The 12,969-nt window shown below is 63.9% G+C and carries 11 protein-coding genes and 1 pseudogene; 2 read left to right on the forward strand and 10 right to left on the reverse strand.

The window, feature by feature from the left end:
• Nucleotides 1-499 precede the first annotated feature (499 nt).
• Entirely contained in the window at nt 500-2,950 is a 2,451-nt protein-coding gene (locus tag ACS5PJ_RS17520; protein ID WP_439436139.1) for a sensor domain-containing protein, read from the reverse strand.
• A gap of 114 nt (nt 2,951-3,064) precedes the next feature.
• Complete coding sequence (locus tag ACS5PJ_RS17525) at nt 3,065-3,832, reverse strand: EAL domain-containing protein (RefSeq protein WP_439436140.1); 768 nt, start codon at nt 3,830-3,832, stop codon at nt 3,065-3,067.
• 596 nt (nt 3,833-4,428) lie between these two features.
• Between ACS5PJ_RS17525 and ACS5PJ_RS17530 the strand changes: the two are divergent.
• Nucleotides 4,429-4,710: pseudogene (locus tag ACS5PJ_RS17530) on the forward strand (diguanylate cyclase domain-containing protein); the annotation flags it as partial.
• 169 nt (nt 4,711-4,879) lie between these two features.
• Here ACS5PJ_RS17530 and ACS5PJ_RS17535 read toward each other — a convergent pair.
• A complete protein-coding gene (locus ACS5PJ_RS17535; protein ID WP_439436141.1) occupies nt 4,880-5,203 on the reverse strand; it encodes a YegP family protein in 324 nt (107 codons plus the stop codon).
• Here ACS5PJ_RS17535 and ACS5PJ_RS17540 point away from each other — a divergent pair.
• The gene (locus tag ACS5PJ_RS17540) at nt 5,202-5,870 is read left to right on the forward strand and encodes an ArsR/SmtB family transcription factor (RefSeq protein ID WP_439436142.1); all 669 of its coding nucleotides are present in this window, start codon (nt 5,202-5,204) and stop codon (nt 5,868-5,870) included. The two genes, ACS5PJ_RS17535 and ACS5PJ_RS17540, sit on opposite strands and share 2 nt — an antisense overlap.
• A gap of 516 nt (nt 5,871-6,386) precedes the next feature.
• Here the strand turns inward: ACS5PJ_RS17540 and ACS5PJ_RS17545 are convergent.
• The 7 genes from ACS5PJ_RS17545 to ACS5PJ_RS17575 all read right to left on the reverse strand — a co-directional run bounded on the left by ACS5PJ_RS17545 (nt 6,387) and on the right by ACS5PJ_RS17575 (nt 12,964).
• On the reverse strand, nt 6,387-6,848 hold the full coding sequence (locus ACS5PJ_RS17545; protein ID WP_439436143.1) for a M23 family metallopeptidase: 462 nt from the start codon (nt 6,846-6,848) through the stop codon (nt 6,387-6,389).
• A gap of 227 nt (nt 6,849-7,075) precedes the next feature.
• A complete protein-coding gene (locus ACS5PJ_RS17550; protein WP_439436144.1) occupies nt 7,076-7,522 on the reverse strand; it encodes a hypothetical protein in 447 nt (148 codons plus the stop codon).
• Between the two features lie 47 nt (nt 7,523-7,569).
• The gene (locus ACS5PJ_RS17555) at nt 7,570-7,875 is read right to left on the reverse strand and encodes a hypothetical protein (protein ID WP_439436145.1); all 306 of its coding nucleotides are present in this window, start codon (nt 7,873-7,875) and stop codon (nt 7,570-7,572) included.
• A gap of 243 nt (nt 7,876-8,118) precedes the next feature.
• Nucleotides 8,119-8,856, reverse strand: coding sequence for an EAL domain-containing protein (locus tag ACS5PJ_RS17560; protein WP_439436252.1), 738 nt, complete (start codon nt 8,854-8,856; stop codon nt 8,119-8,121).
• Between the two features lie 361 nt (nt 8,857-9,217).
• Entirely contained in the window at nt 9,218-10,234 is a 1,017-nt protein-coding gene (locus ACS5PJ_RS17565; protein ID WP_439436146.1) for a DUF916 domain-containing protein, read from the reverse strand.
• Between the two features lie 168 nt (nt 10,235-10,402).
• Nucleotides 10,403-10,978 carry a WxL domain-containing protein gene (locus tag ACS5PJ_RS17570; RefSeq protein ID WP_439436147.1) on the reverse strand — a complete coding sequence of 192 codons (576 nt, stop codon included), beginning with the start codon at nt 10,976-10,978 and terminating at the stop codon, nt 10,403-10,405.
• Between the two features lie 897 nt (nt 10,979-11,875).
• Nucleotides 11,876-12,964 carry an IS110 family RNA-guided transposase gene (locus tag ACS5PJ_RS17575; RefSeq protein ID WP_439436148.1) on the reverse strand — a complete coding sequence of 363 codons (1,089 nt, stop codon included), beginning with the start codon at nt 12,962-12,964 and terminating at the stop codon, nt 11,876-11,878.
• Between the last annotated feature and the right edge of the window lie 5 nt (nt 12,965-12,969).

Genomic DNA, 12,969 nt, shown 5'->3' on the forward strand with positions numbered 1-12,969 from the left:
CAAACGCCCAGACGGAAAGGGGGACCCTTCAGCAACATGCTATGGCATGGCAAGGAACCCGGCACCCGATACAGACCAGTCTGTCTCGCGCGGCAGTTCCGGTAGCCCTTCCGGTGGGGCCAACCTTGAGCGTTCCTGGAGGTCAGCTGGGACTTGACTGTGTCCACGAGGCGTTTTCGGTTAGGATCGGCGGGTCGTCCTACTGAAAGGGACCCCGGTTTTGGATTTATTCCGCTTCATCACGGGTCTGGCTGTTTTTGCGGGGTTTCCTTTGCACTGTTTCTGTGCGTACATTTGCTAGTGCTCAGACACACCCGACGCCGGGATCCGGCACTCTCCGGACGGGAGAAGTGACCGACGCATGCCCTACATCGACATCAACCCCCACCGCCGGCGGCCGAAATGGATCGGCTACCTCGTCTTGGCTGTCCTGGCAGCCCTTACTGGCCTGGTCGTCTGCCTTGCCCTGAGCGGCCCCTGACGCCGTCCGATGCTGGGCTCACGCCTGCCGGGGTGTGAATTCTCGCGGGTGCGGAAGTGTGGTCTGCTTGTTGAGCCAAGCCGGGACGTGTTCCGGTGCCAAGGGCTCGCTCCATAAAAAGCCTTGGGCCAGATTGACGCCCAGGCGGCGGAGTTCGGCGAGCTGTCCCCTGGTTTCGACACCTTCTGCGACGACGTCCAGTCGAAGGCTTTTGGCCATGCCCACGACGAGTTCGATCACTGTCCCCCCGTGGGGGTCGATTCCAAGTTCGCGGATGAAGGTGCGGTCAATTTTCAGCGTTCGCGCCGAGAGCCACTTCAGGTAGCCCAGGGATGAGTAGCCGGTGCCGAAATCGTCGATCGAGATCCCCACACCCAGGTGGCGCAGACGCTGCAGGCTCTCCTTGGGCAGGTCCGGTTCGCCCATGAGCACTGTTTCGGTTATTTCCAGATGCACCGCCGCAGGATCGATGCCGCAGGAAAGAATTGCGGACTCCACGATGTCGGGGAAATCCTTTGCCACGATCTGGCGCCCGGAAATGTTCACCGCTGCGGTAAGGTCTCCGGCGCCGGGCACCTCGTCGCGCCACTGCTGCACCTGGCGCAGGGTCTCCCCCAGGACCCATGCGCCGATGGGGAGGATCAGCCCGGTCTCCTCCGCGATGGGGATGAACGTGTCCGGCATGATCAGGCCATGTTCCCGGTGGTTCCACCGCAGCAGCGACTCAAAACCGACAGGGGCTTCAGTATCGAGGTCCATCACCGGCTGATAGTTCAGGCACAGTTCTCCCCGGTCCAGGGCCTGACGCAAATCGGACTCCAGATCCAGACGCCCACTGGCCTGCCGGGTCATCCGCGCGTCGTAGATGACCGACGCGTCACCGCCGGTTGATTTGGCCCGGTACATTGCCGTGTCGGCCCCGCCCAGCATGGTCTCGGCAGTGTCCTCCGGGTCGGCCAGGGAAATACCGACACTGACATTAAGAAAAACCTGCCGGCCAGCGACTTCGAAAGGGGCCCGGACGCAGTCCCTGATCCGTTCCGCCAGCAGCTTGGCGGCGCGCATCCGCATGTTCTTGCAAACCACAACGAATTCATCGCCGCCAAACCGGGCAACCGTGTCCCCGGCCCGGACCGCCTTCAGCAGGCGGTCCCCCAGGAGCATCAAAATCTTGTCCCCGCCTCCATGGCCAATGCCGTCGTTGATCAGTTTGAACCGGTCGATGTCAACGAACATCACCACCGGCCGGGCGCCCCGGTCAAGGAAGCTCTGCAGTACCTCAGTGATCATGTACCTGTTCGGCAGCCCGGTGAGGGCATCGTGGCGGGCCTGCCATTCAAGGATCTGTTCAGCGTTCTTGCGGTCCGTGATGTCCAGTACCGTGTCCAGGAACCGCAGAGGCTTGCCGTCCGGGCCGTTCACAGCCCTGATCCGTGAATGGAGCCACCGCTGGCCGCCGTCGGGCCTGATGAACCGGTATTCGAAGTCCGCGAACCCCAGGCCGGCCTCCAGGCTCCGCCAGACCTGGCTGACACGGTCACGGTCCTCAAGATGCGTCCGTTCCAGCATCCACTCCCGCGATGGGGACTCGCCCGGACCCATGCCAAGGATCCGGGCAAATTCCTCCGAGTGCCAGATCTCCCCGGTGGTGACGGTGTGCTCGACGCTTCCAACATGCGCCATTTCCTGAGCCGCCAGGAGCCGGCGCCGCTCCGCCGCGGCTTCTGACTTCAACCGCTTGATCTCGGTGATGTCCCTGGCGATGGCGGACGCCCCAAGCCGCTCACCGTCCTGGCCGTAAACCGGGGAGACCGTCAGTTCAACGTCAATCAGGGACCCGTCCTGGCGTTTCCAGCGGGCCTCCACTCCGGTGACGAAGGTTCCGCTGCGAATGCGCGCAGCGACCTGGTCACCGAAGTCCGCCGCGTCACGGGTGGTGAGCAGATGATGGGTCTGCCCGACGGCTTCCGCGGCACTCCAGCCGAACATTCTGGCGGCACCGGCATTCCAGCTGGTGATCTTCCCGTTCAGATCAGCACCGATGATCGCGTCCCCGGAGGACTCCACCATGGCGGAGAACCGGCGCAGGATGGCTTCTGTGTGCTTCCGGTCCGTGATGTCCTTGGAAATAGCGACGATGTCCACGGGCGCCGTGTGCCTGCCCCTGATCGGGCTGACCGTTCCGTGGACCGGAAACTCCCGACCGGTCCGGTGCCGCATCCACAGCTCCCCGGACCAGTCCTGCTGCTGGGCTATCCGGTCGGCGATCTCCTGACCGGTCAGGCCCGGCCCCGGACCCGTCGCGGGAAGACTGCTGACGATTCCCAGATCAACGGGTGTCAGCCCCAGCACCTCGGAAGCGTCGAAACCGTACAGACGCTCCGAGGCACGGTTCCAGTAGGTGATTCGCCAGTTGCTGTCCATCCCGATCACCGACTGACCGATTTCGTCCAGCAGTAAAGACTGCATCAGCAGATCATCATGATGCTCCCCAGCCATTGTTTCCCCCGACTTCCAGCCGAAACGGTACCGCCGTGCCTTACACCTGTGGGTGAAGTATAAGGCGCGCCGGGGTAGGCCCGTCTATGACTCTGCGGGGGCCGCCTCGGCCTGTATGACCCATGCGGACCACTCCAGCGGATCCACAGAGGGCCTGCCGAGGAGGAAGCCCTGCGCCGCGGTCATGCCGAGTTCAATGACCGCCGCAAGCTCCGGCTCAGTTTCAATTCCTTCGGCCGCGAGCACCGCACCGACCTCCTTGGCGAGGCCGATCACGGCAGGCTCATCCGGCTCCTCAAGGATGCCCTCGATGAGGGTGCGGTCCAGCTTGATGATGTCAGGCCGGAGGCTGAGAATCTGCTCAGCAGGTGTGAAGCCCTCGCCGGAACCGTCCACAGCCACACGCAAGCCCCGCTGCCGGAAGGGGACCAGCGCCTGGATGAGCGCGTTCCACAGTTCGTTACTTGCCCGGCCGTTGAGTTCGATAATGATCTTGTCCATTGCCAGTCCGCAGTTCTCCAGAAGCCCCTGCACCCGGATGTCCGCGGCTGATGCGGGGCTGAGGTTGAACGCGACGAACAGATGGGCGGGGATCCCCTGCGCCGCGGAAATGGCGCATTGGAGCGCCGCTAACTCCAGCTCGGGGCCAAGGCCGACGGCGTCGGCTTCCCGGAACCAGGCATCCGCGTCCTTTCCGTCGCTGCTGACGAAGCGTGTCAGCGCTTCAAACCCTGTGATGTGCCCGCCGGGTAATTCGTGTACCGGCTGCAGGGCTGTCAGCAGCAGCCTGTTGCCGAGTACTGACTGGATTCTTTTCCGTACGCCCCGGGCCAGGGCTACCGGCTGACGCACAGGAACCGAAGACCGCTGCGGGACGACCGGCCCGACGGGGCCAGGGAGCCGATCCTTTGGACCGGTGAGGCTCCTAGTTCCCGTCAAGTGTTCCAGCAGGGCCCGTTCCGGTTCATCCGGGTGGGACGCAAGATGGCCCCTCAACTGCGATCTCGCCCATTCCCCTTCCGGCTCGGGGTCAGCCAGAACATCATTGATCAACTCCAGCACCTGACCGCGCAGAGTAGCCGTCTCCGCCACCGGGGGCGGTAGAGCAGGTCCCCCTGGACCCGGCATCTCCCCTGCGCCGCTGGCTGCTGGACTAGAGGACTCGTCCTTGGACATCGGCTATTCCTTTATGTGCTGCGGGTACCGGCTGAGCCCGGCACCAGGCCTCACCTGCGCAGCGCCGGCATTGAAGCGCAGCATCATCGGCCTGACAGCAGAATACAACGACATTCGATGAATCCCGTTGTTATTCAAAGCCGGCTTCCCATCAGGGCTGCACCGGTTTAGTTCCAACGGGGCCGTTGCCTCATCTACGGCCATGATCATCACGCGCAGAGGACGAAAATACTCGGCGTTTCCGTCGCGCACCATGCGGGCGCATCAGCGGAATGCTTGCGCTCATCTTCGGGTCTGGGGACACGAGCGCTGACCTCGCCCGTCAGGCCCGTCAAAGCAACAGCGTCGACCGTTTCAGCGGCGAGGAGTTCCTCTTCGTCCTGCCCGATCAGAGCCCGGAAACGGCCCAAACCTCTGTTGAAGGCGCCTTGGCCGCTGTGCAGGCGTTGGAAACCACCCACACGGGCAATTCCGGCGTGGGGTTGCTGACCCTCATCGCAGGAATTTCCTGCACCACCGCCGTCCTGCCATTCCCACCCAAACAGCTCATCCTTGCAGCTGACAAGCCCGCACCGGGCCAAGGCCGCCGGCCGGACCGGAACCGGGCCGTAGTGGCCCCTGAACCGGACCGTAATTGCCACCAACCTGTACCAACCACGCAACCCACTCTCGGAAGGACGACGGCGGCGGGCCTGCTACCGGACATGAGACAAACAGGATGGTTCAGGCCGTGTCAGCCCACCGTGAACCGTTCGGCGCTCCACGGGCCGGCCTGGAATGCGCGTGGATTTCGGCCGCGGAAATGCTACGGACTTCGTGCGCCGGAGCACTTGAACTATGTATCGCCGGCGGCGTCCGGCTGGCCGACGGCGTGAGGTCTGCGACGAGGCCCATCCCTGCGTACTCCCGTACGGCGGCGATGCCGGCAACGACTGAAGTCTTGTCCGCAAAGGCCTTGGAAACCGCCATCACGGTTCCATCGGGTGCTTTTATCCGGAACCGGAAGTGGGACTCCGCGTCTAGAAACAGTTCGAAAATTCCGGCCATGGGTGTCCTTCCGGTTGGGGGGCCTCCCCTCGGCATCGTTGCCGCGGGGAGCCGTAGACGCGCCATTGCGTCTGTTCCCGATGGTTCGCGGAATTCGCAATTTAGAAATTCATCAAAAACTAAAGAGTGTTCCCCACGTCCCCGCTTCCCGCAAGGGGCTGGGGGCGATCCCTCATGGCCGGCATACAAAAGCTACGGCTGGGCGCATCACTTGGCGTATGCTATTTCATCAGGACAGACAAGTCTGTCCTCCCCAGATTGGACCCGCTTTAAGGGTGGGTTTCAGCCACAGTCGAGAGGTATCAGAGTGCCTGGGTTGCCGGAAGCGAAGTCAGACCTTTTCAGGTCCCTCGGGCATCCCGTGCGGATCCGGGTCTTGGAGCTGCTGGCGGATGGCCCTGTTCCTGTCAGCGAGCTCCGGCGGGCCACCGATCTGGAAGCTTCGAACCTGTCCCAGCATCTCAGCGTCCTGCGCAGGCAGCGGCTAATCACCTCCTTGCGGACTGATGGCCAGATCCGCTACCAGCTCAGCTCCCGCGAGGTGTTGACGTTATTCAGCGTGGCGCGCTGCTGCGGAACAACCTCCAGTCGACGCGCCTCGAACTGGCCGAAATCGCCGATGCAGAGCCACCCTAGCCAAAAAGCACGGGCATGGATGGATTACTGAGTCGGGGGCCGGGACAGTGCACGCCCTGCCCACCTACCGCCACTGCGGCCGATAGTGGGACCTGTTGCTGCTCCACGGCAAAGCACCTGTGCTACCGCGGGAGTGAAGTCATCAAACTGACGACGACGGCGGCCGGCGCGGTCAGCCCGGCACCTCGCCGGTGAAGACGGCCTGCTCGTTATTTTCGAGCAGTTTTACAACGCGCACGGCCGTCGGTTCCGGGCCAGGTTCCCTGACGGGCTCCGGTGTTGCGGTCCCGATCGGTGAAGGAGCCGGGGCCGCAGTGGGCGGAGAGACCGGGACCATTGTCTGGACCGGCGCCACAGCCGGCGCGGGCGAAGGGGAAGGGGCCGGAGCAGGGGCGGGGGCACTGCCCCCTCCCTTATCCCCGTCATGGTCATGGGTCTGCGTCACCTGGACAGCCCAGGCGGGCACCCCGGCCGGGCTGTCTGGCGCGTGATAGTCCGTCATCGTGAGGTCGTCGGCGGGCTCATACTGGCGCAGCGGCTGCAGGGTCTATTTCGCAGGATCGGTGAGGCTGCCGTTCAGGATCGTTTCCAGGTGCAGGTGGCATCCTGTTGACGCGCCGGCGGCGGTCCCCATGTTGGCGATGATTTCGCCGGCCTGCACCGGCGGGCCCTTCCTGACGGCTATGCCTTCGAGGTGGTTGTAGCTGGTGATGAGGCCGTTGCCGTGGTCGACTTCCACCCGGTTGCCTCCGCCCCACTGGTGCCATCCCACTTCCCGCACGACGCCGGCATCGGCTGAGTGGACGCGTGTTCCGCAGGACGCGGAGAAGTCCAGGCCCCTGTGAAACTGGCCTTTGTCTCCTGTTACCGGGTTGGTCCCGCGGCCGTAGGGCGAGCTGGGCACCAGTTCTCCCAGCGGCGCCATCAGTGGCCCGGGTGCGGGGCGGCGCAGCTGGGCTGAGGCGGCGTTGAGTTTCCCGGTGCCCTCGATCGTTCCGGTGACGACCACGGAACGGCTGTAGAACACCAGTGCGTCAGACGACGCCGAGACGACGCGAACAAACGCGCCGACGTCATCTCCCGAGGCGGCCGTCGGGTCGGAAGCCAGGCTTCCTGGCCTCCTGCAGCGGCCAGGACCTGCCACAGCCGGCCAAGAGCCGCACCGTGTCTGGTGAACGATATTTGGGCCTTTGCCAGCTTCCTTATCCTTCAAAGCCTCCTCACAGGGCACGCCGCTCAAGGTGTTGTGCCACTGAGTTCATGGGCTCTGTTGAGTGCCTGCTGGCAGGCACTGACGAGGTGTTCGCGCTGCCCGGTGCTGCGGTAGAGGTCACGGGCCCATTCTAATTCTGCTGCTGCTTCCCGGTAGCGGGCTTCATCAAACAGCCGGCGGCCGATCTGGTGGCGGACCAGGGCTTCACGGGCGCGTGTGCGGGCCAGCCGCAGGGCTTCTTCCTGCAGCCGGGCGGCGGCGGGCCAGGAGTATTGCCGCTGGTGGGCCTGGGCGAGCACCAGCAGGGGGCGCAGACGGTCCGGTGAAGCGTCAAGGAGTGCCTGGCCTTCCCTGATAGCTTCCTGGGTCCGGTCCAGCAGAGCCAGGATCCACACCCGCTCCAGCGCCGGGCAGGCGGACAGGCGGGCCTCCATCGCCTCACGGTCCAGGACAACGTCCCGCAGCGTCACTGGGTCGGTCCACCAAGCGTCCCCGGCGCCCTGGTCCGGGCCGCGGCTCACAGGTCTTTGCCGTTGCTGCTGGCCGCGGCAGAAGGCGGGGCCGGGCGGTACCAGCGGTCCTTCTCCATCGTCAGCCCGTACGGGACGTCGGGGGTGGCCTCCACGGTGAACAGGGACCGGCTCCGGCGGGTGATCAGGATTCCGCGCTGGTCCCCGCGGCCGGCAGCGGCACGGATCTGTTCCACGGCACGGTCCAAACCATGCTGGACGGCGTCCGGGTCCTCGGCGATCACGGTAACGATTCCGTGGGCGTACCGGACAATCGTGTGCGCCTCGGGGGCGGGCATGGGTCTGGGCAACATCTTTCCTCGTTCTGTTCCTGTGCAGGGCTCATGACCTGCACGGTGACGGTTTCATTCCCGGCCGGTACCTCCGTTGCAGTGAATGCGTTGTTACTGGCCTGGACGCAAAGACCGGGGCGTTGGCCCGAAGTGCAGGCTTTCGTGAACCCGACAGTTTTTTGAGGGCTTTCAACAGCATAAACCAGGGGTCACGCGGCCCGGGGGAACAGTGCGCGCTTATTCCCGTGCGGTCGGTACCCGTGGTTACCGGAAGATCTGGGAAGCCGTGAGAGCCGGCGGTGCCTGTGACCGTGTCCCGGAGTTCAGTGCGGCGGGGTCAGGGCTGGGACGGCCCAACAGATAGCCCTGGCCGCAGGAGATGCCCAGGTCGCGGACGGTGTTCAGATCGGCGACGGTTTCGATACCTTCGGCCACCGTCGCCGCGTCGAGGTCCCGGGCGAGGCTGACGAGCGCCCGGATGGCGCTGCGGCGGTACTGGTCGGTGGCGATGCCGCTGATCAGTGACTTGTCGATCTTGATGATGTCCGGTTGAAGTTCCACGATGGGCAGCAGCGAGGAATAGCCCGCGCCGGCGTCGTCGATGGCCAGACGCAATCCCCGCTCCCGCCAGGGTGCCAGGCGGGTCCGGATTGCGGGATCGTAATCAACCGCAGTCTCTTCGGTCAGTTCAAGGACCAGCCGGGTCAGGTCCACGTCCGCGGCGTCCAGGACCCGTTCTGAGAGGTCAAAGGCTGTCGTGGGGCTCAAGTTCACCGCTAGGTACTGTCCTTCAGGGATCAGCGGCAGGAAACTGATTGCACGGTGCCCGGCCAGCGCCTCCAACGCTGTGCCCAGGCCCGCAGCGTGCGCGGACTGGAACACCGTGTCCGGGGTCCCGGTTCCGGCAGGGAAACGGGTGAGCGCCTCCACCCCACACCGCTGGTGCTCCTGCAGGTCAACGATCGGCTGGAACATGGTCAGGACCGACTCCGCGTCGAGTATCCCCGCGACGAGTGCGTGTTTCTGGTCCTGCCGGCGCCGGCACTACAGGACCTCAGCCAGACCACTGTCAAGCATCACCATGAATGCGGCATCCAGGCCGGCGCGTGCCGGGTCCGGGACGCTGAGGGGGCAAGAGTCCCCGGCTTTAGGGCCGGGGACTCTCCGGAACAGGACGGGCCCTGTCCTGTTCCCCTTGCCAAGGTCTCATTCCTGGCAGCGTCCATTGTCGTCTCCTTCCCTCAAGGGTTCGCGGTTATTGGATCAACTTCCGGTCAAGATCACCGGCGAAGCGTTCCCAGCACATCCCCGGCTGGAGGACGGGCATCAGGTTTGCCCTCGCTCGTGTGCCGGCGGTCTGGATTCACGCGTCCTGGCGGTGGCGCCCCGCGACCGCTTCGGAAGCGGTTTGGGTTTGGGCCAGGACGGCCCGGGCGGAACGAACGAGGCGGATCCCCCGCCACACTCCGTAAGAGATGCCGGCCAGGACCAGCAGTCCGAGGCCCAGGATGAGCCAGGGTGCGTAAAGGATATGAGTGCTGGCTTGGTCCCTGCCGGCCTCGGAATTCAGGCGCGCCTGGGCATCGGCGTTCATCGCTGGGGGGACCTGGGTCACGGTGGCGTGCAGGTCGATGCTGCTGCCGGGCAGGAGACTTTCGGGGGTATCGAATTTCACACTTGTGTCGTTGGTCGGCCAGCCGGTGAGCGCGAGTTCCGCGGTAGGATGCAGGATCGTGTTGCCCGTGTTCCGTACAGGAAGGGTCAGGGCCAGGTCGCTGCCGTTCTGCTGCCATGATAGGTTCCCGTGGGTGAGGGATTTGACGGCGGTACCGGCGACGTTGAGGTAGATCCGCACCCCTTGGCGCTGGACCACGTCGATGCGGACCGCGGTGTCACCGTTGACCGTTGATGTCTTTCCCTGTACGGGCGGGCTCTGGATGATCAAGGCGCCGGCGTAGTCCCCCGGCGGCGTGCCGGCGGGCACGGTGAGGCGGAAGGGGACTTTTAGTTCCGAGTTGGCGGGGATGGTCAGGTGATCGGCTTTGAGGGTTATCCAGGCGCCGATTCCTTTTTGGGGATCAGTCTGGGAGGCCAGTGCAAAGCCGCCTTGGGGGGTCGTCTGTCCGTCCACCGGGTAGTTCAGCAGGGTCACCGGCGCCTGAGAGTGGTTCGCGACGACCGCTTCGGAGTCAATTGCCGCCCCCGGGTAGAGGGAGATGTGGAAGAAATCAGATTCGTTGGCCGGGCGGATGCCCACGGTGCCGTCATCGACCGCGAATGCCTGACCGGCGGTCGGGAAAACCGCCAGGACCAGCAGGGCCAGACAGAGAATCATGCGGACGGGTCCGCGGCCGGGGCGGAGAAGGGATGACGGGGTCACAACAAGGAATCCTTCGATTAGGCAGACCCAGGGAAAGTAAAACCAGGATCAGGGGCGGAGCATGCGGCGAGGCGCGGGTATGGCATTGGGTTCCGCCGCGCCCCTGTCCCGGCCTTCCCGCGGGAGCGGGCGCAGGGCAAGGGACGCGGCGAGGGTTGGCGCCCTTTATCAGGCGATCGTGTAGGTGAGGGTGGAGGTGTAGGGGTTCAGCGCACCGGTGGATCCTGTGGTGTAGTTGGACCGGTAGGCGTTTGCCGGGATCGCCAGGCTGAACGACGGCGTCAGGTTATATGTGCCCTTGTGCGGGCCCGTAGCCGAGATCAGCGCCTGGGACGCAGTGGACATGACCAGTGCCGGGGCGGTGATTCCGGTCGCGGCATCAGCGCCCGCTGCTGCGGTAACCGCACCAGGAGTGATGGTCAGGTTAGGGGCCGTGATTGTACGGACCACGGTTTCGGTGGTGCCGGCGGCACTGGTGAAGTCTGTGGCGCTGGCCGAAACGGTCCAGGCCGCGCCGGTACCGCGGGCATCGGTCAGGCTCCACGCCGTGGACGTGCCGGTGGAGGTCTGCGTGCTGGTGCCGTTCAGGGTCACCGCCGACAGCGCCGGCGCCGCGGTCGTGGCCGACAGGCTGGCACCGGAAACCGTGGAGTTGACCGTGTCCGCCGAGGCCGGGGCGAGACCGGCCGCGAGGGAAATACCGACAACGGCAATAAGGGCTGAGACCTTGGAAATTTTTCGCATTTTCATTCCTGTGATTGACATATGGGTTTAAAAGGACAGGTACTGCATGGGATAACACATGCACAACCCGACGGAACCGGGTATGCATGACCAGGCACCACCCCCGCGCCCACTAGGGACAGCGGAGCTGGGGGCCTGTACGCGTCAGCCAGCCCTCAAGGGTTGGTGACAACGGTCAGGGAAGCACTCAAACAGTGCTGGTTCAATCAGGCCCCTCAGGGAGCTGATACGCCAAGACTCAACATGGGAACTGGCTGCAATCCTCTGCGCCAGTTCCCATGGTGAGTAGCGACGGCTCTGGACGAATGTGCCGAGAACACCGCTGGCATCATCACGGCACCCGGCGTTTTCAAGCGCGGCTACGCAAGCGAGGGCCAGCGGGGAAGGAGAAATCATTAGGTTGAAACCTTTGGTTGAGACCTTGGCGAAAACCCGAATCATCAAGCACATCCGGGGCCACACGCCGGAGAACCGGCATGCATACGAAAAGACCAACCCCCCACAGGTCGCGGGAACCCAAACGATCCGGCCCCGGGGACGTCTTTACCTTTCCCTCATGAGCCTAAACTCAAAGCCCGTTTTGAAATACGATTCATGCTCAATCCTGTGCAAAAGCTGGCTTAAGGCTGTGAATACTCACGCCAACACGGATTACACCGTCCAGGTCAGCCGAAAAATCATCAAGCACGCCGGACTTAGCATGCTGTTAAGGTCCCGACGCACGTGACCGGGGTGTTGCAGGGAAAGCCGACGGCAAGGCCGCGGAAGCCCAGCCCGATCGCGCGATGGGAGTCCTGCTCCGTCCCAAGACTGTCTCTGGCCATTACGTTCTGCCCGTGGGCGGCCAGTTGATGTGCCCGCTGAGGCGAATTCCAGGGGTCGACTCTTCTATGTCTGTCAAGCCGCTTCCTGGACCTTTTTCTCCAGAGCCGCGGCATTCAAGATCCGGAACACACGACGGGCTAGATATCGCTTGACGCAACGTCGGATCTCTTTGTCAGTTTTGCCCTCGGCACGACGTTTCTCGACGTATTCACCCGTTTCAGAGTCGTAGGTCATCCTGGTGATGGCAGCCATGTAAAGGGCACTGTTGAGCCTTCTATCGCCTCCACGGTTCAGCCGATGCCGAACCGTGTTCCCCGACGATGCAGGGATGGGATTCACGCCCGCTAGACAGGCGAAGGCAGCTTCGCTATGGACCCGTCCTTCATGCGACCACGCCACCAAACATTTCGCCGCGGTCACCGCCTGGAAGCCCTTCTCCTCAAGCAGAGGTGCGGCCTCGCTAACCTTGACCAGCTCGTCCAACTGCTTTTCGTTGGTTTTCAGCTGTCCCTCCAAGTCCAGGATGTGCTTGGCTAGGCGGACCGCCTCGGCGCGGGCGATACTCAAAGCCAGTTCTTCCTCGCGTTCTCGCCACCGGGAGACCTCCTCAATCTGGACTGGGGTGAGCTTCTTGCGGGCGTCGATACCGAGGTCGTTGCTGCGTACCAAAGCGTTCAAGGCATTGATCGAACGGGTGCGGTCCTTGCTCATGGATTCGCGAGCGGTGACTAGGATCCGCAAACCCTGGCGGATCCCTTCATTCACGCGGGGACGACGCAGTTTTTCAACTGGTAGAGGTAGCGCTGCTATGGCCATTCGGTGGGCGTCCAAGGCGTCGGTTTTACCGACGCCGCGGTTCTTCTTGGCATCCATGCGCGGGGCTTCGGCGACTGGGAATCCATGGGTTGCCACGGTGCCGGCGAGGATCGCACCGTAGGAGGCGGCGCCTTCGATCACCCACAGGGTATCGGCGTCGGCGTTGGTGCGGCGTGCGACCCATTTGATGGCTCGGTTGATCCCGGCCGTAGTGGTGGGAAACTGCTGGGTATCCAGCAGCGCACCGTTGGTGGTGTCGAGGATGGCATAGGCGTGGTTGCGGGCGTGAGTGTCGACACCCACGACAAATGGGTGAGAATGCGCGACGATAGACAAGGCGGTCACCGTAC

It is taken from the genome of Pseudarthrobacter cremeus (genome assembly GCF_051857465.1).
Lineage (GTDB): Bacteria > Actinomycetota > Actinomycetes > Actinomycetales > Micrococcaceae > Arthrobacter.